Here is a 22,711-nt window from a genome sequence, read left to right on the forward strand (position 1 = left end):
GGGAGGAATCTGTGACTACGCGACACCCAGAGCAATGCGAGTGTTTACAGAGTAACGCCATCCCAGATTTCTCACATTCATGTGCGCCATTCGGAATGACAACCACACTGTCATTCCGATCGAAGGGAGGAATCTGGGTAGGTAGTATCTCATGAGGAACGATCGATGCCTGCAAATACTGAATACTTCGTGTACATTATGGCAAGCCTAAGCAAGCGAACGTATGTAGGTGTCACAGCCGACTTGTTTCGCAGGGTATACGAGCACAAGTTCGGCGAGGAGGAGAGTTTTACCCATCGTTATCATATAAACAAACTGGTATATTACGAGACATTCAACGATATTCGGGATGCGATCTCGCGCGAGACGCAGATTAAGGACTATCGCAGAGAGAAGAAGGTGGTGTTGATAGAGGGGATGAACCGGCAGTGGGCCGATCTTGCACATGGGTGGTACCCGAAGGGTTCTGCCTTTACAGATTCCTCCCTTCGGTCGGAATGACAATATACTCTAATGAGCAATGAAAATGAAGACCGTGAATCGTGTATTGTACCCTTTGTTGTGCATGAACGATGCATCCTACCCAGATCCCACGCTTCTCTCGGAATGACACAATGGTAACAACCGTACCAATCCCCAATCCCCGCGTCGTCTTCTTCGGCACCCCGGAGTTCTCGGCGTTTATCCTCGAGCATCTCGTGAAGAACGGGGTGAACGTTGTGGCCGTCGTCACGACACCGGAGAAGGAGCAGGGAAGAGGCCTCAAGACACGGCCATCCGTCTTGCAGGACAAAGCGATCGAACTTGGCCTGCCCGTGCTGGCACCGACGCTTACGCGCGACCCCGAGTTTATCGATGCGCTGCGCGAGTTCGATGCGGATATCTTTTGCGTCGTCGCCTACAAGATTTTACCGAAGGACGTATTCACCATGCCGCGGCTTGGCACATTCAACGTGCATACGTCGCTGCTGCCGAAGTATCGCGGTGCCGCCCCGATGCAGTGGGCACTGATTAACGGCGAGACGGAAACGGGTATCACCACGTTCCTGCTCGATTCGAAGATTGACACCGGAGGCATCCTGCTGCAAGAGCGCGTCGGCATCACCGAGAACGAAACCCTCGGCGAGTTACACGACGAGTTGATGCACCTCGGCGCGAAGCTCGCTCTCGAGACGATTACCGGTCTCGTCGCAGGCACCCTCGCGCCTCGACCGCAAGACGATTCGCTCGCTACGCCAGCGCCGAAGATCTTGCCCGAGCACTGCATCATCAAGTTCGATCGTCCCGCCGAAGCGGTACACAACCAGATTCGAGGACTCTCGCCATTTCCGGGTGCAGTGATGACAATACTTGACGGCGAACGACTGAAAATATTTCTCACCACTGTCGCTCGCGGAATGAAACCACTTCCTGTCGGCGTGCTTCATGCCGATGCATCGCATAAACATCTCTTCGTCGGCACGGCCACCGATCCGCTCGAAGTGCTCGAAGTGCAGCGCGAAGGTAAGCGGCGAATGAGTGCCGAAGAATTCTTGCGCGGAATGCGAATTCCACTACCAGTCGTAATTTGAGTATGCTCATCCCCCTGAGAGAATATGATTTCGATCGTCTGCCGATGATCTGCGCCCACCGTGGCGATACCTCGCTCGGCGCAGCGGAGAACAGTTTGGAGGCGGTGGGTACGGCGCTCTCGAGCGGCGCAGAGATGGTGGAAGTCGATATCCAGTTCACGAGCACCGGCGACATCGTTTGCCATCACGACGAGATCGAGCGAGGCGGCGTGTACGAACGCTTCGAAGATATTGCGACGCTTGCTGCGGGAAAAATGTATCTCAACATCGAACTCAAGGGCTATGGCGTCATCGACGAAATGCCGTTTATCCCAGGCCTTCTGCAATTCATTGACAAGATCGGGATGAGCGAACGCACACTGTACTCGTCGTTTCGCCCCGATTACATCAAAGCCCTCTCGCAACGAGCCATCACGACGATCATCCATCCGACCGCAGAAATGTCGGGCTATCTCGGCCTACAAGGGATCGAGGAACTGCTCCCCTCCGAGCTGATTCGATTGACAGGCGCGGCAACCTATGCCTGCTCGCTCGAAGAACTCGAACCTCGCCGGCTCGAGGATATCCGCGACAATTCGATCCATCTTTCCGTCTATACTATCAACACTCAGGCTGAGTTCGATGCGGCGATGCGCGCCGGCGCGAAAGCAATGGTGACTGATGTGCCACGTCAGCTGGTAAAGATGAGAGCGGCATGATAGGGCGCTGATCGTGATGTATGATCAAGCGATGTATTGTCATTCCGACCGAAGGGAGGAATCTGGGACATCGTTTCGATCGAAGCATAGCGAACGGTTATAGATCGGAACCAGTCCAGATTCCTCACATCGCTTCGCTCCGTTCGGAATGACACGGTTCCACTCACTGCGATGAACCCCGTAAGCACACAATCCACCGATTCGTTGTTCACAACCCCATGCATTCAAACCACCTGATCTCGGAGAAGTCGCCGTACCTCTTACAGCATGCCCACAATCCAGTTGATTGGTATCCGTGGGGACACGAAGCGTTCGAGCGTGCGAAGACCGAGAATAAGCCCATCTTCCTTTCTGTCGGTTATTCCACGTGCCATTGGTGTCACGTGATGGAGCGCGAAAGCTTCGAGAACGAGGCGATCGCGAAATATCTCGGCGAACATTTCATCGCGATCAAGGTGGACCGCGAAGAGCGGCCCGATGTTGATGCGATCTACATGTCCGCCACGCAGGCGATGACAGGAAGCGGCGGGTGGCCGATGACATGCTTCCTGACGCCCGAGCTCAAACCGTTCTTCTGTGGCACATACTTTCCTCCGGTCCCGTCGCACGGCCGGCCAAGCTTTGGGCAATTGCTCGAGCGCATTGTCGAGCTTTGGCAGACACGTCGCGACGACATCGTCGGCTCGGCAGACGAGCTAACGAAGGCCATTCACGAGATGCGACTCGAGGCACCGACCACTGCATCGCTCGAACTCGCCGTCGAATCGTGTCTCGATTACTTCAAGCGTTCGTTCGACGAACGCGAAGGCGGCTTCGGTGGCGCACCGAAGTTTCCGCGTCCGGTGCAGTTCGAGTTTCTGTTTCAGCACTACGCAACGAGCGGCGATCTCGATGCTCGTAACATGGCGCTCTTCACCCTCAAGAAGATGGCCATGGGCGGAATGAACGATCAGATTGCCGGAGGATTTCATCGCTATTCGGTGGACGCTCGCTGGTTCGCACCGCATTTCGAGAAGATGCTCTATGATCAGGCGCAGCTCCTTGATTCGTATCTCGATGCCTATCAGATCACGAAGGACGAGTTCTACGCCGATGTCGCTCGCAGTATTGCGGACTTCGTGCTCTCGGACATGACGCACCCGGGAGGCGCGTTCTACTCGGCGCTCGATGCCGATAGCGAAGGCGTTGAAGGAAAGTACTATGTCTGGACTCTTGACGAGATCGAACGCATTGTCGGTAAGTCCGATGCAGATCTCTTCGCCATGCGCTTCGGTGTCACGAGTATCGGCAACTGGGAGAATAAGGAGAACATCCTCTATCGTGCGGCGACAACGCCTGATGTCGCCAAGCACTTTGGCCTGGAGACCGCTGAAGTCCGCAAACGTCTGGCCGCAAGTGCGCGGTTGTTGCTCGCCGAACGGAAGAAGAGAATCCCGCCGCATCTCGATGACAAGATCCTCACCTCATGGAACGGCCTGATGATCGGTGCGCTCGCACGCGCTGCCGATGTCCTGCACGATGCACTGTACCTTCAGGCAGCCGAGCGAGCTGCTGAGTTCATTTGGTCCGAGCTCGTTGAGAACGTTGGTGGGCAGTTGCTCCACCGCTGGCGTGAGGGTGAAGCGAGGTTCGAGGGATATCTGGAGAGTTATGCGTATCTCATCAAAGGCGTTCTGCGTCTCTACGAATGTTCGTTCGAATCGAAGTGGCTTGATCGGACGATCACTCTACAACAACAGCAGGATGCCATCTTCTTCGATGCAAAGCTTGGCGGATACTTTTCAAGTCGGGAACAGTCGGATCTGATCCTACGGACGAAGAACGATTACGACGGTGCAGAGCCGAGTGGGAATTCGGTCGCCGTCGAGAACTTGTACCGACTCTGCACGATCACGGCGAAGGCTGAGTACCGGGATCGGGCTGACCTGACCATCGCCGCGTTCAGCGGCAGGCTTGCACAGTATCCCTACACGATGCCTGCGTTACTCGCCGCTGCAACCTGGCAGTTGCGTCCTGCGGCCGAGATCGTCGTGAGCGGATCGCTCGATAAGACCGCCTATCGTGCCATGCGCTCGATGTTGGCCACCTACTACCTGCCGCACACCGTCTTGATGTACGCAACAGCCGAGAACGAACATCTCGCTGATTTCGCACAGAACCTTGCTGGAAACGACAGGACGTTCACCATCTATTATTGCCACCGTCAGGTTTGTGAATTGCCGGTACACTCTGCGGTGGAGTTGGAGTCATTGCTGCCGAAACTCGAACAGTAGATGCGTTTTTCCCGATCGTTCTTTGAGCGCCCCGCAGAGCTGGTTGCCCGCGAGTTGCTGGGCGCCAAGCTTCATCGCGTCATTGGGAAGCATCATCTGGTCGGTCGCATCGTCGAGACGGAGGCGTACGATCAGACGGAAGCGGCCTGCCACGGGTACCGCGGTATCACCGAGCGTACCGCACCGCTCTTCGGGCATGCAGGAATGTCGTACGTGTATTTTACATACGGCATGCACTTCTGCTTCAACGTGGTTACCGGCGCGCACGGACATGGTGCGGCGGTGCTCATTCGTGCGCTGGAACCACTGGATGATGTCGAACACATGCGCACGCTGCGTCCGAAAGCGAAGCACGACCGCGACCTTCTTTCCGGACCCGCAAAACTATGTCAGGCCTTTTCGATCGCACGAAATGAGAATCTGATAGATCTGATCGCCGACGATTCGTTGTACTTAACGACAGGGCGGCTGCACCAAGGCGAAACCGTGCAGGTGACAACTCGTATCGGTATTACGCAAGCGCGCGAATTGCCGTGGCGCTTCTTCATCGCGGAAAGTCCGTTCGTATCCAAAGGCAAGCCGTCGTAGTCTGAACTCGTATGCGGTATAACAGTTTGTATCTTCTCGCACTTTCAATCGTTTTTCTTACCGGCTGCGGCAAAACCGCTCCGGCTTCAGCGCAAATGTCGAGCCATCAGTTACCAGCGGAGCGGGCCAAGCTTGCAGCCGAGATCGAAGATCAGGGCGGCGAGCATGTCCACATGCCGCCGTTGCCGCGCGGATATTCGGCCGATCGATACTATAACGTGAACCCGGCCGATCTCAGCCCTGGGGCACTCAAAGGGAAGATCGTGCTGCTCGATATTTGGGATTACACCTGCGTCAATTGTATTCGTACACTCCCGTATATCCGCTCGTGGGCCGAAAAGTACAAAGACAAGGGGTTAGTGATTATCGGCGTGCACTCGCCGGAGTTCGATTTCGAGAAAGCGCCCGAGAACTTGAAGGCAGCGATCGAGAAGTTCAAGCTCGACTATCCGATTGTTGCGGATAATGAGTACGAGATCTGGACATCGCTTGCCAACAAGTATTGGCCGGCGAAATACATCTTCGACGGAAAAGGCATCTTGCGGGCGACGCATTTCGGCGAAGGTGAGTACCAGCAATTTGAGGCGTTCATTCAAAAGTTACTCATCGAGCGTGACTCGAACACCGTGCTGCCCGAGCTTTCTGAGCTGGTGCGCAGCACCGATAAACCGGGCGCCGTCTGTTACAGGCCGACGCCGGAAACATATGTGGGCTTCGAACGCAATCATCTCGGGAACGCCGAGGAAGCGACTCCGAACAAGCCCGAGAAATTTGTGACGCCATCGACGCTGCAAGAGGACAGGCTCTATCTCGACGGCTCGTGGGTTGTCAGACGCGAGTTCGCCGCGCCGGCCGGGATCGGGACATCGTCGCTCGTGATCAACTACGAGGCGAAGGAAGTCAATCTGGTGATCAAGCCGCAAAGCACTGGGCACCTCCGCGTGCTGGTCGAGCAAGACGGGAAACCCATTGCAGCAGCTGATCGCGGCACCGATATTGTTGAAGACGCAGGCAAGACGTACATCGCCGTCGACGAACCGAGGATGTACAATATCGTCAACAACTCGAAGTTCGGCCGCGCGGTCTTGCGTCTGTCGAGCGATTCGCCGTCGTTCGGCGCGTATGCGTTCACATTTACCAGCGATTGTAAGCAAGAGTAGCATCCATTTCGTACCAATTATCTTTCATCGACGAACATCATCTATGCTTCTCAAACTCATTCTAATGCGTTTTGGAATTGTGGTTATTGCAGTGCTGTGCATGCTCAGTATTGTCGAACCTGCCGGTGCGGCGACACAGGCGCAGTTCGATCAGGTCAAGAAAGCGATCCGGGCCCATGACCTTCGAGCAGTGCAAGCGTTGACTCGGAGTGAACCGGGTGTTTTGACGTTTCGCGACAGTGTTGGCAACTTCACGCTGCTACATATTGCCTGCATGAACGCCGATGCAAAAATCGTCTCGTTCCTGCTTACGAAACAGCTCGACCCGAATGCGATCGACCGGATGAACATGACTCCCGCGCATTGGGCGGTGGTTGCACGTTCGGTCGAAACGATGAAAGCGTTGGCCGATGGCGGCGCCAATTTGCATGCGGGCGACAGCGTCGATTATCTGCTCGACGATGCGATCGGGATGGAGGATGTCAAAATGGTCGAGTATCTGCTGAGCAAGGGTTTTTCGCCGAACTTCTATTCGATGCATGTGAACCTGCCGCTCGTTTCGGCAGCGTGGGTTGGCAACACCGAGATCATCAAGCGCCTTCTCGATGCCGGTGGCAAGATCAACCTACAGGGAAACCAGAGCGAATCGGCGATCTCGACGGCATGCGGCCGCGGGAAGCCCGATGTCGTGAAATTCTTGCTCGAACATGGAGCCGAACCCAACGGTAATTATCCTCTCGCTGCCGAACCGATGGTGCAAGTGCTGAAGATGGACGATATCGAAAGTTTCAAACTGCTGCTCGCACACGGGTATGATCTGCACAAACAACGAGAGGTCGCTCCGCTTTGCGCACTCGCTCGGTTTTCCGATAACCCTGCCTTTGGCGACCTCATGCTCTCTCACCATGCGGATATGAACGTGACCGAGCGCCGCTCGCTCGCGACGCCGATGCAGCTTGCGGTGCGCTACCAGCACCGCAAGGTGATGAAGTGGTTGATGGCCCATGGCGCACGCATGGATACAGCAGATCCCGAGACCGACGAACCGGTCACGCTTGCGCTGAAAATGCAGGATATCGAATCGATGCAGATGCTGCAGTCGAGAAAGTAGCTTGCATTATTGAACGGAGTTTTCCCTCGACGGGCGGCCACCAAGCCGCCCGTTGTGTTTGCATCGCTTTCAAACGACGTCATTCTGAGCGAAGCGAAGAATCCCTATGGCGGAGCCTCACAGGGTTTCATCGAGGGATTCTTCGCCTCGCTCAGAATGACAATGTGGATAATGTCGAAACCGAGCCACTCTCGATTCGCTCCCGTCCGAACCCTGTAAGTATCCTATCTGTTAGCCATAGCTTACAGAACCATGGATACCGAACTCCTGCAGAAATACGAACCCGTGATCGGGCTTGAGGTGCATGCGCAGATGCTGACGAAGTCAAAGGCATTCTGTACGTGCTCGACCGAATTTGGAGCGCCGCCGAACTCACGCACGTGCCCCGTCTGCCTTGGGCATCCCGGGACATTACCCGTGCTCAACGAAAACCTCGTGCGGTTTATCGTGCGTATGGGGATAGCGACGCATTGCCATATCCGCGAGCATTCGATCTTCGCACGCAAGAATTACTTCTACCCCGATCTGCCGAAGGGCTACCAGATCTCGCAGTATGAGACGCCCATCTGTCATGGCGGCTGGATCGAAGCGGAGCTGCCGGATGGCGCACTCAAGCGTATCGGCATCACCCGAATTCACATGGAGGAGGATTCCGGCAAGTCGATCCACGATTTCGGCAGCGAGACGCTCGTCGATCTCAATCGCGCGGGCGTGCCGTTGATCGAGATCGTCAGCGAACCGGACATGCGCTCGAGCGACGAAGCGTACGCATATCTCACTGCGATCAAGGCGATCGTCACGTACCTCGGTATCTGCGACGGGAATATGGAAGAGGGCTCGCTTCGCTGCGATGCGAACGTCTCTGTACGGCTCAAAGGGAGCCCGCAGTTCGGGCAGAAGACCGAGGTGAAGAATCTGAACTCCTTCCGCAACGTGCAGCGCGCGATCCAATCCGAGATCGAACGGCAGATTGGCTTGCTTGAGGCCGGGCAGCCTGTCATACACGAGACGATGATGTTCGATGCGAACAAAGGCGTCACACGGGCGATGCGTACGAAGGAAGAAGCGCACGACTACCGCTACTTCCCGGAGCCGGATCTGCTTCCGGTCACGATCACGAGCGAGTACATCGAAGAGACCCGCACACAAATCCCCGAACTGCAGCGCGAACGCCGAGACCGATTTGTGCACGAGTATTCGTTGCCGAAATACGACGCCGATGTGCTCACCGTCGATAAAGCGATCGCAGATTTTTTTGAGAATGCCGTGCTTGCGCTCGAGAGTCGCAATGCCGAGGACATCAAGGCGATCTCGAACTATACGATGGGCGATGTGATGCGTATGCTCACCGAGCAGAAAAAGAGCATTGCAACGCTCGGCCTGGATCCGAGGCACTTAGCCGAGCTGATAACGCTGGTGTCGAAGTCCACGATCTCGAATAAAATTGCCAAAGATCTCCTGCCCGAGCTATTGGGGTCGGCGAAGTCGCCGAAGCAGATCGTCGAGGAGCGAGGGATGGTACAGGTTTCCGACGAAGGCGCACTGCGCGAGGCCATCAAAACCGTGCTCGCAAACAACGGCGATAATCTTTCGAAGTACAAAGCCGGCAAGGTCGCATTACTTGGCTTCTTCGTCGGTCAGACGATGAAGGCCATGGGCGGCAAAGCAAATCCGACACTGTTGAACGAATTAGTGAAGCAAGAGATTGAGAAGTGCTGAGTGCTGAGTGCTTAGTGCTTAGTGCTTAGTGCTTAGTGCTTAGTATACAGTTCAACCTACATGTAAGGAGGTCAGCAATGGCAAAGATAGAACGATTTGAGGATCTGATTGCGTGGCAGAAAGCCCGAGTGTTAACGCGCGAAGTGTATCAAGTAACGCGGACCGGCCGATTCTCGAAGGACTTTGGGCTTGCAGGACAAATTCAGCGCGCATCTGTTTCTGTAATGTCCAACATTGCCGAAGGATTTGAGCGAGGACGACGAGCTGAGTTGCATCAGTTTCTATCTATAGCCAAAGGATCGTGCGGCGAGGTCAGAAGTCAATTATATGTAGCGTTGGATGCAGAATATCTTTCTGAGGAGCGGTTTGCGGAGTTGAAGTCGCTCTGTGAAGAGACCGGAAGGATCATTAACGGATTGCGTTCGAGCATTCAACGCAACCCAAAATCAGGATTTTAGAACTACAACAATAACACTCGGCACTCAGCACTTAGCACTTAGCACTCAGCACTTAGCACTTAGCACTCAGCACTTTACCACACCTGTTCATGAGACGCAAATTTGTGTGCGGTAACTGGAAGATGAACGGCGCAGCGTCCGAAGCGAGCGACATCATCTCCGGTATTGTAGGGCATTGGGATGACTCGTTCAAGTCCGTCGAGATCGGGGTGTGTCCGCCGTTCACGTCGATTGCAGCGGTACATGGACTGGTAAGCGGCCGGGGCGTGCAGATCGCGATTGGTGCGCAGAACTGTCATCATCAACAGAAAGGCGCCTTCACCGGCGAGATCTCGCCGCGTATGCTCGTCGAAGCCGGGTGTACATATGTCATTCTCGGCCACAGCGAACGCCGCACACTCTTTGGCGAGAACAACGAGTTCATCAACAAGAAGATGATCGCCGCGCTTGCTGCCGGACTCAAACCGATCCTGTGTATCGGTGAGACACTCGAAGAGCGCGAACTGCAACGAACGTTTGAAGTCTTGCTCGAACAACTCCGTGGTGGACTTCGCGATATCACGCCGATGCAGATGCATCAAGTCACGATCGCATACGAACCCGTGTGGGCAATCGGCACGGGGAAGACGGCGACGCCCGAGATCGCGCAGGACGCACATTCGTTCATCCGTCAAGAACTTGGCAAATTATTCGACGATGCCGTTGCCGGTCGTGTGCAGATTCTCTATGGCGGCAGCATGAACGACAAGAATGCTGCCGATCTGCTCGCGCAGCCCGATATCGACGGCGGACTCATCGGCGGCGCCGCGCTTGTAGCTGCTTCGTTTGTTTCCATCATCCGCTCTGCGGTTGCCGCCTCATAAGCAATACCCACGCGTGAACAGATTTCTCAAGCGACTCGCATCGGCAACAACGAATCCGATCGTCACCGACGGTTCGATGGATGTGGCGCTCGCCGCACAAGGTATTGTCGCTACGCCGATCGAGGCGCTGAACATCGCCAAATCGGTTGCCGTTGAACATGCGCACCGCGAGTTTGCGAAAGCAGGCGCCGAACTGATTTGTTCGAATACCGAACATGCCTCGCCGCTTGCGCTCGAACGCAACGGGTTGCGCCAAAAAGCGTACGAAATCAATCGTAAAGGGGTGTGGCTCGCACGCAGTGTTGCCGCCGAATCCAATTTGCTTGTTGCCGGCGTTGTCGGTCCGGTTGGGAAGTATCTTTCTCCGCTCGGCCCTGCAAAGCCGGATGCCGTTCGTGTGTCGTTCGAAGAACAGATCCGTGCACTTGCCGATGGCGGGCCAGACGTATTGCTGCTACGTAGCTTTATCGAACTGCGCGAGCTCGAGATTGCAGTGGAAGCGGCGAAGAAGGTGGCACCCGATCTGCCCATCATCGCGCAGAAGACATTCCCGGAAGACGGTTCGTTGCTGGCAACGGATTATGCTCGCAAGGTTGCAGAGCGTCTGGTCGAACTCGGCGTGACGGTGATCGGTACGAATGGTACGGTCGGCCCGCAGCGGATGTTGACGATCGTGAAAGCATTCGCAGTGCCCGAGATCCCGCTCTCGGCACAACCCGATATCGGAATTCCTACACTTGTCGGCGGTCGAGCGATCTACAATGCGACGGCCGAATATGTAGCATCGAGCGCAAAGCGGCTTCTCGAGGCCGGTGTTTCGATCATTGGCGCGTTCGGCGGAGCTTCGCCGGATCACATTCGTGAGATCGCGAAAGCAGTCAAGGGTGAACACGTGCAGCCCGTCAAGGTTGAGGTGATCGAAACGAAGCACGAGGCGGTCAACGGCTCGCACGACGATGGAAAGTTTTCGAACTTCAAGCGCAACATCGGGAAGAAGTTTCTTGCAACGGTCGAGCTCGATATTCCACGAGGTCTCGATATGTCGAGTGTCCTCGACGGCGCGAAGTATCTGGCCGGAACAGGGATCGATGCAGTGAATATCTCCGACGGCGCGCGTGCGCGTTTGCGAGTGTCGTCGATCATGCTCTCGCATTTGGTGCAGCAGGAATGCGGCATCGAGGTCATCACCCATCTTGCATGCCGCGACCATAATATGGTCGGCTTACAGAGCGAGCTGCTTGGCGCAGAATTACTCGGCGTTCGCAATATTCTTGCCGTTACCGGCGATCCTGCGCAGATCGGGGACTTCCCGTATGCAACGAGCGTCTATGATATCGACGCCATCGGGCTTATCCGGGCGCTCAGTTCGATGAACGCCGGGCGCGACTTGATGGGGAACCCCGTTATCGGACAGCATCAACACGCTACGCATTTCATGGTCTCGTGCGGATGCAATCCGGTAGCCGACGATATGGATACCGAGATCGCCCGTCTCGAACAGAAAGTAGCCGAAGGATGTGAAGTGATTTTCACTCAGCCGGTATTCGAAATGAGCATCCTCGAGAATTTCCTCGATCGCATCAAACCGTTTCGTCAGAAGGCAGCGATCATGCTCGGCATCTTGCCGTTGCGCAGTGTACGTCATGCCGAGTTTCTGCATTACGAAGTGCCCGGTATGAATATCCCGACCTGGATTCATGACCGGCTCGCGTCGAAACACAACGTCGAAGCACAATCGGCCGAGGGCGTGGAGATTTGCGTCGAATTCCTCCGGGATGCAAAGCCGCTGATCGACGGAGCATATTTGATGCCGCCGTTTAAGAAGTACGCGATGGCGGTCGAGATCCTCGATCGTCTGTAATCGGACATGCAGCAGACGCCACGCATCGGGATTGTCCTCGTGCATTTGAATGCATACGCTGACTCTGCGTTGTGTCTGCAGTCGCTCGAGTCGATGACCTACCCGAACGCGGAGATCATCGTCGTCGATAACGGTTCGACCGACGGTACGGGCTACCGTTTGCGCGAGGAATTTCCTGCCGTCACTCATCTTCGCAGCGAAGAGAATCTTGGGTTTACCGGTGGCAACAATATCGGCATCGAATATTCGATGAGCCACGGTTGCGATCATGTACTGCTGCTGAACAACGACACAATCATCACACCGGGGTTTCTCGAACCGCTTGTCGAACGACTGCTCTCTCTCGATACCATCGCGGCCGTCAGTGGGAAGATATACTATTATCCGTCCGCAATGGGTGGGCGTGATAAAATCATATGGTATGCAGGCGCATTCCAAAAGTGGCATACCGGATATCATCATGTCGGTGTCTTCGAAGAGGATCGGGGCCAGTTCGATACGGCGTGTACGACGGAGTATGCGTCGGGCTGTTTGATGCTCATGAGAGGGGATCTAATCAAGACGCTCGGGGGACTCTCGAAGGAATACTTCATTTATTGGGAAGAATCCGATTGGTGTATGCGCGCACGCGAGCGTGGATACTCCTGCTGGTACGAACCCCGGGCGGTGATCTACCATAACTTCAAAAGCGCACCGCACGGGAAAGAGACGCCGTTTTATATGTATATGCAAACGCGTAACAGCTTTATCTTTGCGCGCAAGCATTTTCATGGGTCGGTATGGCTTCGCTATATTGCGTTCTATCCGCTCTACCTGCTGAATTTTTATGTGGATCTGCTTCGCTCGAAGAACTTTCGCGGCGCAAAAGCACTTGTGTTCGGCATCATCGATTACTTCCGCGGGTATCGCGGAATGCAAGGACTTAAAGAACGCGGATATATCCGCCCATAGAATCTCATGGCGACCAGTTTAGTGACAGGTGCGGCGGGCTTCATCGGTTCGCATGTTGTTGATGCATTACTTGCCGACGGGCATACCGTCGTTGCGTACGATGACCTTTCGGGCGGCTTTGTCGATAACGTCAACCCGAAGGCGACGTTCATCGAAGGAAGCGTCGTAGACGATCGCAAGCTCTCGCGCATCTTCAACGAATACAAATTCGACTACGTATTTCATCTCGCCGCATACGCCGCAGAAGGGCTCTCGCACTTTATCAAGCGGTTCAACTATACGAATAACGTCATCGGCTCGGTCAACCTCATAAACGAATCGGTTAAGCACGAGGTTAAGCGCTTCATCTTCACGAGCTCGATCGCGGTCTACGGGAAGAATCAGCTTCCGATGCGCGAGGATCTCGTTCCGCAGCCGGAAGATTCGTACGGCATTGCGAAGTATTCGGTTGAACTCGATCTGAAAGCGTCGCATGAGATGTTCGGCCTCGATTATGTGATCTTCCGTCCGCATAACGTCTATGGCGAGCGCCAAAACACCGGCGATAAGTACCGCAACGTGATCGGTATTTTCATGAATCAGATCCTGCGGGGTGAGCCGCTGACGGTCTTCGGAGACGGCGAGCAGAAGCGTGCATTCAGCTACATCGCCGACGTCGCGCCGATCATTGCCAGAAGCGCAACACTCGACGCAGCGAGAAACGAAGTGTATAATGTCGGCGCCGATACAGTGTACACCGTCAACCAGCTTGCAACGTCGGTCATGAAAGCGATGGGCTCCGATGCGCCGATCAATTATCTCCCGGCACGCAACGAAGTTGTCGATGCATGGAGCGATCACGAAAAGGTGAAGAAGGCGTTCGGCATTGCAAGTGAAGTATCGCTCGACGAGGGGATCGCGCGGATGGCCGAGTGGGTCAAGTCGGTCGGGTCGCGTTCGACAAAGCCATTCGAAGGCATTGAGATCGAAAAGAACCTGCCGCCGAGCTGGAGAGTCGCCGCTGCGGGGAATTCAGCAATGACCCAGTTTTGACTGTTTTCCAATTGTCATTCTGAGCAACGCGAAGAATCCCTTGATGAAACGCTGTGAGGCTCCGCCACAGGGATTCTTCGCTTCGCTCAGAATGACAGGTAATGACAAGTATTTAGACAACTTCAAACTGAGCCGCTGCGGGGAATTCCTGAGTAGAAACTTTTTAGTTGTAGTGTCGTTAATTTAATCGTGGTCGCCCCGGATCGCCCGCGGTGGTCGTTATCATCGTACCAAGATTGTCCATGTCCCGTATTTGTCTGTTTGTCATTGTCGCGGTCGTATGTGTTTGTGCCGGTTCCGTCTTTGCACAGGAGCGCACGACGGGTACACGTACGGAAGTCGATTCGACGACCGGCGTGAAAACGGTACGGAGTTACGTCGAGGAAAAGAAAGTTGAAGATGTAACTCCTCGCCACGACATGCTCGTCGTGAATCCGCTGAAGTTTTTCGTGTTCTACAACCTATCGTACTACCATGCATTCAGTGAGCGAATCGCAGGCGGGATCGGTTTGCAGACCCCGACGCTTTCGGGAATCAGCGGATTCGGTGCGAATGCAGAACTTCGGTTCTATCCGTCCAAACATGCGCTTCGTGGCTTCTATATTGCACCGAACGTGTCCTTCAATTCGCTGAGTTCTACGGATACATATGCCAATAACAGCGTCTCTGCAACGACATTCTCGGTCGGTGTCCTTCTGGGATGGCAGTGGTTTCCGGGCGACGACTTCGCGATCGGTCTCGGCATAGGGTACGACCGTTATTTTCTCAACGGCAGTACGTCGGGTGTGATGTTCGGATCGTATAACGGCGGCGTGCCGGCGTTGCGATTCGATATTGGGTATGCGTGGTAAGAGCGCCTGCGATTACCGCTCGGCTACTTGCTTTTGCGTGCCGTCGGCGTGCGGCTTGAGGAAGTTTAGGAATGCGGGCAAGTCGCGGGTAAAACCGGGGAAGGTTGCCAGCGGCTTATCGTCCGGCGAGATGATAGCATAATACGGCTGCGCGATCGTGTTGAAGCGCGCTTCCTCCATGTTGCGGTTCGAATCGTTGAGCGGACTTCCGTCGTCGGCGTACAGACGTGCAAGCACATACTGCTTGAAGAGTCCCTGCACTTCCTGCTGTTTGAAGATCGTTGCCTCCATCGCGCGGCAGTTTGTGCACTGATAGCCCGTGAAGTCGATGAAGACGTTCTTCCCGGTTCGCTTCGCTTCCGCAAGTGCTTCGCTATAGCGGGGAAACCAATGTAATTCGTTCGCCGCCAGCGCAGCTCCCGGCCCAATCCCTGCTCGTGCTACGGACACCGTTCCGTTATCGAGTTGCGGCGGCAAGAAGCCGTCGAGTTCGCCGAGCGGCCTGCCGCCGAGGCCGTTGAAGAGATAGATACCGAACGTCAGAAACATGATCGCGAAGACGGCGCGGATCGGCCCGATGTGCTGGCTCGGAGTATCGTGAGGCAAGTTGAAGCGTCCGAGCAGATACATCGTCGTGACGACCATGATTGCCATCCACGTTGCAAGCACAAAGTCGCGGGTGAAGAAACCCCACTTGTACACGAGATCGACGTTTGCGATGAATTTCATCGCTGCCGCAATCTCCAGGAAGCCCATCACCACTTTCACACTATTGAGCCAGCCGCCTGATTTCGGCATGGCCTTCATCGCAGACGGGAAGAGTGCGAGCAAGAAGAAGGGAAGTGCAAAGACACTGGCAAAGACCAGCATGCCGAGCATCGGCACGAACCATGCCCCGCGCGAGAACGAGACCATTAGCGTTCCGACGAACGGTACGGTGCACGTAAAACTCGTAAGAGAAAAGACGAAGCCCATCAGGATCACCGAGCCGATCTTGTTGTCGGACGAATGCGCCTTCATGTGCAGCTTCGTCAGCACCGACGACGGAACGCCAAGCTCGAAGAGGCCGAAGAGGTTGAGCGCAAAGGCGACGAAGATCACGGCGATGAAGACGTTCACCCAGGGGTTCGCCGCAAACTTATTGATGCCCGCAGGCCCCATCACCAGCGCAAGCAGGAAGCCCAGCGCCACGAACGTGCCGATAATTCCGAGCGCGTAGAAGGATGCGTCTTTGACCGCATGCTTTCGCGAACCTTGATTTCGCTTGGTAAAAAAGCTCACGGTGATCGGGATCATCGGAAATACGCAGGGCGTGACGAGCGCGAGCAACCCGAATCCTATGGCTGCAAGAATGAACTGCCAGATCGAGGTGTCGGCAAGATTCTTCAACCCTTCGGCGGTCGTCGCATCGGTGTTTGTTGCAGGCGGGGCGGCCTTGACGGACGTATCGTGCTTCTCTGCAATTGGAGCAACGGCAGTGGTTGTGTCCGGCGCAGATGCGACTTCCGTGCCGTCGCCTTTCTTGATCTCGATCTTCAGCGCCTTCTCACCGAGGAAGAAACGCGGGACGGTGTACGTACTCGGGGGGATGCAGGTCGAGGTGTCGCACGCTTGATAGAACGTCCAAAGGTAGAAGTCGGTCGGGCCTGTCGGTGCGCCGGGTTTGACCTTTACCGTAACGATAGCATCGAAATCCTTATAGTGCGCGAGTGTCGTCTCATTGAGTTCATCGTCATGATGGGAAACGACCGGGCCCGTTTCTTTGATATCGACGATCTGAAAATTTTTCTTGAGCTCGTCCGGGATGGCAATCTTGAGCGGGACGCTGGCATTCTCGCCCGACTTCATATTGTAGATATGCCAATACTTGCGCAGCTTGAAATGGAGTTTGGCCTCGAATGTCTTTCCCTGTACGATCTCGGCTTTCGGATCGACCGAAAGGGTGAGTTTGGTCGAATCCGTGGCGTATTTATTACGGATCGAACCGGCGGATTGTGCATACGCGCTGACGCTGCCCCACAGGAGCGCGACTGCGACAAGAAGGAAGATAATCGGATTTTGCTTCACCGGAACCGATAACACGAGTACCCGTCTGTTGGTGTCCGTTAGAAGCTCAGCGCACGGTGTAGGTCGTCACGCCATTCTTGGTCGATGACGAAATTTTGGCCTTGGCATTTCCTTCGGCACGGAGTTCGGCAAGGTGTTCCTCGGCTTCCATACTGTTGGTTGTCGAATAGCCGGTTGATCGTGGGTGAGAGACCGTACGTCTCTTTTTCGGTGTTGTGCTCGGCTTCTCAGAACTCGGTTCGTTTGCGGACGTTTCTTCGGTCGTCTTTGGGCTCGATGGCATGCAGCATGAATCTATCTTCGGGGCGGCTGCGGCCATGCCGGATTCCGGCGCAGGAGGCGGTGCCTGTGGCGGCATTTCGGGCGGCATCTGCAGATGGTGCATTGTCGTTGCAGGCAGTTCCGGCATGCGATCACGCTGGAGCATCATAATTACCACGACGAGCGAGAGCACCCCTACGACGCCGAGGAGCGCACCAAGAATGGAAACCGGATTCCAACGGGAGTTACGTTCAACAGCGGTCGGCATGGCAGGCTCTCCTTTCACAGATGGCAGCGGTATATTCGGGGCGGATGCAGATTGTGTTCCATAGAGCAGGTTCTGTACCTCGCTCTCGGGTATTCCATATCGTTCGCTCAGGCGCTTGCTGGCGCCGCCGGAACGCTCGTTCGCATCGAATGCTGCTCGAAACATCATGCACTCTAAACCCTTACCGGTGCTCCGCGTTCCCGCCATTGTAACCCACCGCCACAACGGACTCTGGAGGCGCGTACGTCGAATTCCGTAATTTTATAGTTATTACAGCGACTATCCGTGGGAAAGAAAAATAAACGGCGCGAATCAAACGCATATCCGAAGCGAGCAACCGCGACGGTCTCGCGCAAGGCCGAGCATGTCGATCTCGTCGTGGCGAACAACGTTTCGCACCGGCATGCGAGCGGATTCGAGGCGTTGCGTTTCGAACATAACGCGCTGCCCGAATTGTCGCTCACCGAAATCGATACGTCGACGCTGTTTTTCGGCAAGCATCTCGATGCGCCACTCCTGATTTCGTCGATGACGGGCGGATACGATGAAGCAGAGAAGATCAACGGCGCACTTGCGCGTGCAGCCCGGAAGTTCGGGCTTGCGATCGGCATCGGTTCGGCACGGCAAGCGCTCGAGAATAAGAAATTTCACAAGTCGTTCTCTGTCGTGCGCAAGGAACATCCCGACGGGCTTGTGTTCTCGAACATCGGCGGGGTCGAAGTGGCGGCACTCAACGCCAGCGGGAAAATCGATTCGCTCGAACGCATCGTCGAGTTGGTGCAGGCCGATGCACTCATCGTTCATCTGAACCCACTACAAGAGCTAATGCAGCCAGAGGGAGCCCGCGATTTTCGCGGTGTGCTTGCCGGAATCGAAGCGGCAGCGAAGCATCTGCATGTTCCGATCATTGCGAAAGAAGTCGGTGCCGGTATCTCGCAATCGGTTGCAAAGAGACTCCTCGATAGCGGTGTGCTGGCGATCGACGTTGCCGGCTCGGGCGGGACGAGTTGGGCTGGTGTCGAGATCCTGCGTCGCAGTTCGGCCTCGCGCTCGACATTCGAACAGTTTTGGGACTGGGGGATACCGACCGTCGACGCACTGCGCGCCGTGAAGGAATTGCGCGAGTCGATGACATTCGGTCTGATCGCAAGCGGGGGAATCCGTTCCGGGGTGGATGTTGCGAAGTCGATCGCCCTCGGAGCTGATCTGGCCGGAATGGCCCAGCCGCTGATCAAGTCGCTGGCCGATCACGGCGAATCGGCGCTTGTCGATCACGTCGAAGCAATCTTGACACAGCTTCGGATGAGCATGCTGCTTTGTGGTGCGAAAACAACGACAGAACTTGCCAAGCAAGTGTTATATACGGTCTGATGAGCGACGATCGGGCGAACATTCCGGTATCGTGCCGGAGTACGCAAGCTGAGCGTTTGCTGCACGTGAGCGAGATTCGATGACGACCAAAGAACTGCTAACTGTTGTACAGACCGAGGTAGATCGGCACATGCGTTTGCTCGTGCCGGAGGCACCTCGTAGTTTGTACGATCCGGTCCGCTATATTCTCGATGCCGGCGGCAAGCGCTTGCGCCCGGCACTGACGTATCTCGCGGCGAATGACACAACCTCGTTGCAGTGGCTCCCTGCGGCATGTGCAGTCGAGATGCTGCATACGTTTACGCTCGTGCATGACGACATCATGGACAATGCCGCAACCCGCAGAGGCCGAGCGACCGTCCATGAACAATGGGATGTCAATACGGCAATTCTCTCCGGCGACGTTCTGGTGGCGCTTGCCGAATCTGCGCTTGCCGCTGGTAACTACGAGCATGCCTCGTCGATGATGGCCGAGTTCGCCGCCGGTTTCCGCTACGTCTGCGAAGGGCAGGCGCTCGACAAAGAATTCGAAACCAGCGCGAACATCGGAGTGGGCGATTATTTCCGAATGATCGATCTCAAAAGCGCGAAGATGATCGAGCTTGCGGCGGTGCTCGGCGCGTATAGTGCAGGCGGAACAAATGTCGAGGCGTTGAGAACCTTCGCACATCATCTGGGCCTTGCGTTTCAGTTGCGCGACGATCTGCTCGACCTGACTGCCGCCGATGATTTCGGTAAGACGATCGGCGGCGACATCGTCGAAGGCAAACGGACGTTTCTGTTCCTTTCTGCGCAGGCGGCTGCACGAAGCGAGGCAGACATTGCCCTGGTGACGGCGATTGCCGAGCGTCGGGCAACCTTCGACGATATTCCTGCCGTTCGGGAGATGTGTACGCGCCTGTCGGCGATCTCGGAAACCCAGCGGATGATCGCAGTACATACCGATCTGGCAACGACGGCCCTGAAAGAGTTGGAACACGAAGGCCAGCGAAACGCTTTATTATCCTTCGCAGACTATTTGCTAACGCGCAGCACTTAATTTTTCGAACGCGTGATCACACGAGAAGTTACCGTCAAGAACCGTGCAGGACTCCACACCCGTCCTGCTGCAGCGATCGTCAAACTGGCGAGCGAATTCCAGTCCGATTTTTTCATCAACAATGCCGGTTTCCAGATCAACGGGAAATCGATCATTGGGGTGATGACGCTTGCAGCCGCACAGGGGACCAGCCTGGAGGTGAGCTTCGACGGGCCGGATGAAGAGCAGATGGCCGAAGCCGTCTGCGACTATTTCGATCGCGGGTTCGAAGAGATGTAGCCGCCACACCCGGCGAATCCTGCACTCGCTCGTTTTCCATCGTAGAGTATCGTCACTATGAAGAATTCTTTCCTGCGTACGGCTGCGGCCGTACTCTTCGTCGCACTGGCATCGTCGCTTACCCATGCGCAATGGACTCAACTCGACGGCCCCCATTCCGGCCCTGCCGGATTCGTCTATCAATATAACGGCAATCTCTACGCATCGCTGACGAGCTTCACGAACGCGAAGATCTATCGCTCGGCTGATGCCGGGCAAAACTGGATGTATTTCAACGGCAGTGTTCCGTCGATCGGCATCTCGTCGGCAGCGGGCACGTCGTCTGCGTTGTATATCATATCGCCGGCTCGCGATCTCTACATCTCTGCAGAGGGAACGGGTGCATGGAAAGTGGTCGACAGCGGGTTTATCAATCGCAACATCATTACGCGGCTTGTGACCTCGAACGATAGCGTATTCGCGATCGGAAGCAACCTGAGTTGTTACATCATCGATACGGCAGTGGCCCGATGGTCGCCTCGCGATACCGGGGTCAGCGGCGTTCAGCAGGTGACGGCTGCCGTTGCCCGCAACGGAATGATCGTCGTTGCAACGAGCGGGAAAGGCATCATGCGCTGTGGTGACGGCGGATTCAACTGGGCGCAGTCCAATACCGGTTTGCCGAGAGCGACCGGCGGCGGACTCGTGGTGCATGGGAATACGCTGATCTACGGCATGAACACCAATCAGGCGGTCGATAGTCTCTTCGCGAGCACCGATAACGGCGCGACATGGTCGTTCCTCTCGACGGCACCGACCCACGTGTCGGCGCAGATCGCCAGCGACGGCAGCCACTTATATGTGTTCGCTCCCTATGTCGGTTTATGGCGTTCCGACGACGACGGCAAAACATGGAAGACGATTGGTGCCGACTTGACGACACTCGGCATTCAGGGCATCAGCGCAACCGGCAATCTGCTTGCGCTTGGGACGAGCGCCGGGCCGTTTGTATCGAACGATCTGGGAGAGCATTTCACGTTTGCGGCTGTCAAGCAACCCGGTTGGTTCGCGACGACACAATCGATGGTTGTTGCACCGGGTGCGGTGATTGCTGGCACGCAATCCTCGGGCGCGTATCGCTCGTTCGATCGAGGCGCGACCTGGTCGCCCGCGGATATTGGGTTCGGCAGTACGTCAGTGAATGCACTCACGGTATTCGGTGGGGCGATCTATTGTGGTGCAGGTAACGTCTATAAAACGACCGATAACGGAGGAAGCTGGAAGCGTACCGATACACTGCGAACCGGGATGCCGCGTGCGGTCACTGCCATCGCAGGCGAGGGCTCGACACTGTTCGTCGCATCGACGAACCAAGGCGTATTCCATTCAACCGATAACGGGTTCTCATGGTCCGCCGATACGGTGGGGATCTCACGAAAGTCATTCACATCGCTGAATGTCGTCGGCGATTCGATCTTTGCCGGTACGACAACCGGCGTATTCCGCAGCACCGATCGGGGTGCATCGTGGTCGGCAAGTAACAGCGGGATGACGGATACGAATATCCTCTCAATGGTGAGCACCCATGGAATACACATCGTAAGTACGGCGTCGGGAATTTTTACATCGAGCGATGGCGGTGCTACCTGGTCACCGACGCTGATGTTCACGTCGATCCGCTCGCTTGCAGTCGTCGGCGACACAGTGTACGCCGGCGGCGACGGCATGTACCTCTCGACCGACCGAGGGTTCACATGGGACATTGACGGAAACGATATGACATCGGTCACTGTCAGTTCGCTTGCAACCGACGGGGATTATCTCTACGCCGGAACGACAACTACCGGTGTCTGGCGCCGTCCGGTTTCGGCAAGCGCCGGTACATCGGCAGGCGAAGCAGGTTCCTCAGCGAATCAAGTCAGCATCTATCCGAACCCATTCCGTGGTACGGTCAATGCAACTGTGACTGTCGAAACCGATTGCGACGCACGAGTTCGGATGTTCGACATCCTTGGTCATGTAGTGTTTGATGCCGGGATCCTCCCGCTCACAACGGGAAGTAATCGTGTTGCGCTACAGCCGGAGCATATCGGTGCGGGGCTGTTTTTCGTTCGGTTCGACTTCCCGGATGGCCGTAACTCCATCGTTTCAGTCAGAAGGCAGTAATAGCAGCTCTGTGAATGCCGGTTCCTACATACGAATTGCGGAAACGGGCCCTTCGGTTTAAGGGGACCCCGTAAGTCCTGATTTCGTATATTCGTGCGGTTAATTGCGAACGCTTTTGCTCACGAAGCGTTAGTTATTTATTCCG

At 55.6% G+C, this 22,711-nt stretch carries 20 protein-coding genes; 18 read left to right on the forward strand and 2 right to left on the reverse strand.

Translation table 11 applies throughout. The annotated features are described in order from the left end of the window. Positions 1–198 precede the first annotated feature (198 nt). From JSS75_01305 to JSS75_01370, 14 genes are all read left to right on the forward strand, one after another. The gene (locus JSS75_01305) at positions 199–501 is read left to right on the forward strand and encodes a GIY-YIG nuclease family protein (GenBank protein MBS1902323.1); all 303 of its coding nucleotides are present in this window, start codon (positions 199–201) and stop codon (positions 499–501) included. A gap of 113 nt (positions 502–614) precedes the next feature. Next, a complete protein-coding gene (locus JSS75_01310) occupies positions 615–1,571 on the forward strand; it encodes a methionyl-tRNA formyltransferase (GenBank protein ID MBS1902324.1) in 957 nt (318 codons plus the stop codon). A 2-nt stretch (positions 1,572–1,573) separates the two neighbouring features. Further along, positions 1,574–2,269: a glycerophosphodiester phosphodiesterase gene (locus tag JSS75_01315; protein MBS1902325.1), complete on the forward strand. Its 696-nt coding sequence runs from the start codon at positions 1,574–1,576 to the stop codon at positions 2,267–2,269. A 218-nt stretch (positions 2,270–2,487) separates the two neighbouring features. Next, positions 2,488–4,542 carry a thioredoxin domain-containing protein gene (locus tag JSS75_01320; GenBank protein MBS1902326.1) on the forward strand — a complete coding sequence of 685 codons (2,055 nt, stop codon included), beginning with the start codon at positions 2,488–2,490 and terminating at the stop codon, positions 4,540–4,542. Then, the gene (locus tag JSS75_01325; protein MBS1902327.1) at positions 4,543–5,130 is read left to right on the forward strand and encodes a DNA-3-methyladenine glycosylase; all 588 of its coding nucleotides are present in this window, start codon (positions 4,543–4,545) and stop codon (positions 5,128–5,130) included. A gap of 11 nt (positions 5,131–5,141) precedes the next feature. After that, the gene (locus JSS75_01330) at positions 5,142–6,290 is read left to right on the forward strand and encodes a redoxin domain-containing protein (protein MBS1902328.1); all 1,149 of its coding nucleotides are present in this window, start codon (positions 5,142–5,144) and stop codon (positions 6,288–6,290) included. A 43-nt stretch (positions 6,291–6,333) separates the two neighbouring features. After that, positions 6,334–7,401 (forward strand): ankyrin repeat domain-containing protein, encoded by a 1,068-nt coding sequence (locus JSS75_01335; GenBank protein MBS1902329.1) that lies wholly within the window; start codon positions 6,334–6,336, stop codon positions 7,399–7,401. 252 nt (positions 7,402–7,653) lie between these two features. Next, positions 7,654–9,120 (forward strand): Asp-tRNA(Asn)/Glu-tRNA(Gln) amidotransferase subunit GatB, encoded by a 1,467-nt coding sequence (gene gatB / locus JSS75_01340; protein ID MBS1902330.1) that lies wholly within the window; start codon positions 7,654–7,656, stop codon positions 9,118–9,120. Between the two features lie 77 nt (positions 9,121–9,197). Continuing rightward, on the forward strand, positions 9,198–9,578 hold the full coding sequence (locus tag JSS75_01345; GenBank protein ID MBS1902331.1) for a four helix bundle protein: 381 nt from the start codon (positions 9,198–9,200) through the stop codon (positions 9,576–9,578). A gap of 89 nt (positions 9,579–9,667) precedes the next feature. Continuing rightward, positions 9,668–10,441: a triose-phosphate isomerase gene (locus JSS75_01350; protein MBS1902332.1), complete on the forward strand. Its 774-nt coding sequence runs from the start codon at positions 9,668–9,670 to the stop codon at positions 10,439–10,441. 13 nt (positions 10,442–10,454) lie between these two features. Continuing rightward, positions 10,455–12,302 carry a bifunctional homocysteine S-methyltransferase/methylenetetrahydrofolate reductase gene (locus JSS75_01355; GenBank protein MBS1902333.1) on the forward strand — a complete coding sequence of 616 codons (1,848 nt, stop codon included), beginning with the start codon at positions 10,455–10,457 and terminating at the stop codon, positions 12,300–12,302. A 6-nt stretch (positions 12,303–12,308) separates the two neighbouring features. Beyond that, positions 12,309–13,253: a glycosyltransferase family 2 protein gene (locus JSS75_01360; GenBank protein MBS1902334.1), complete on the forward strand. Its 945-nt coding sequence runs from the start codon at positions 12,309–12,311 to the stop codon at positions 13,251–13,253. Between the two features lie 6 nt (positions 13,254–13,259). Next, the gene (locus JSS75_01365) at positions 13,260–14,285 is read left to right on the forward strand and encodes an NAD-dependent epimerase/dehydratase family protein (GenBank protein MBS1902335.1); all 1,026 of its coding nucleotides are present in this window, start codon (positions 13,260–13,262) and stop codon (positions 14,283–14,285) included. Between the two features lie 242 nt (positions 14,286–14,527). Continuing rightward, complete coding sequence (locus JSS75_01370) at positions 14,528–15,136, forward strand: hypothetical protein (GenBank protein MBS1902336.1); 609 nt, start codon at positions 14,528–14,530, stop codon at positions 15,134–15,136. 12 nt (positions 15,137–15,148) lie between these two features. On the opposite strand, the gene JSS75_01375 is transcribed toward JSS75_01370, so the two are convergent. Further along, positions 15,149–17,203 carry a thioredoxin family protein gene (locus JSS75_01375; GenBank protein MBS1902337.1) on the reverse strand — a complete coding sequence of 685 codons (2,055 nt, stop codon included), beginning with the start codon at positions 17,201–17,203 and terminating at the stop codon, positions 15,149–15,151. A gap of 46 nt (positions 17,204–17,249) precedes the next feature. Further along, positions 17,250–17,900, reverse strand: a complete 651-nt coding sequence (locus JSS75_01380) for a hypothetical protein (GenBank protein MBS1902338.1) — start codon at positions 17,898–17,900, stop codon at positions 17,250–17,252. A gap of 117 nt (positions 17,901–18,017) precedes the next feature. Between JSS75_01380 and JSS75_01385 the strand changes: the two genes are divergently transcribed. The 4 genes from JSS75_01385 (at position 18,018) to JSS75_01400 (ending at position 22,566) form a co-directional block, all read left to right on the forward strand. After that, the gene (locus JSS75_01385) at positions 18,018–19,103 is read left to right on the forward strand and encodes a type 2 isopentenyl-diphosphate Delta-isomerase (protein MBS1902339.1); all 1,086 of its coding nucleotides are present in this window, start codon (positions 18,018–18,020) and stop codon (positions 19,101–19,103) included. A 79-nt stretch (positions 19,104–19,182) separates the two neighbouring features. Further along, a complete protein-coding gene (locus tag JSS75_01390) occupies positions 19,183–20,142 on the forward strand; it encodes a polyprenyl synthetase family protein (protein MBS1902340.1) in 960 nt (319 codons plus the stop codon). Between the two features lie 12 nt (positions 20,143–20,154). After that, on the forward strand, positions 20,155–20,421 hold the full coding sequence (locus tag JSS75_01395) for an HPr family phosphocarrier protein (GenBank protein MBS1902341.1): 267 nt from the start codon (positions 20,155–20,157) through the stop codon (positions 20,419–20,421). Between the two features lie 57 nt (positions 20,422–20,478). Beyond that, positions 20,479–22,566 (forward strand): T9SS type A sorting domain-containing protein, encoded by a 2,088-nt coding sequence (locus JSS75_01400; GenBank protein MBS1902342.1) that lies wholly within the window; start codon positions 20,479–20,481, stop codon positions 22,564–22,566. The last annotated feature ends 145 nt before the right edge of the window (positions 22,567–22,711 follow it).

The sequence above is a fragment of the Bacteroidota bacterium genome (assembly GCA_018266755.1).
Lineage (GTDB): Bacteria > Bacteroidota > Ignavibacteria > Palsa-1295 > Palsa-1295 > JAFDZW01.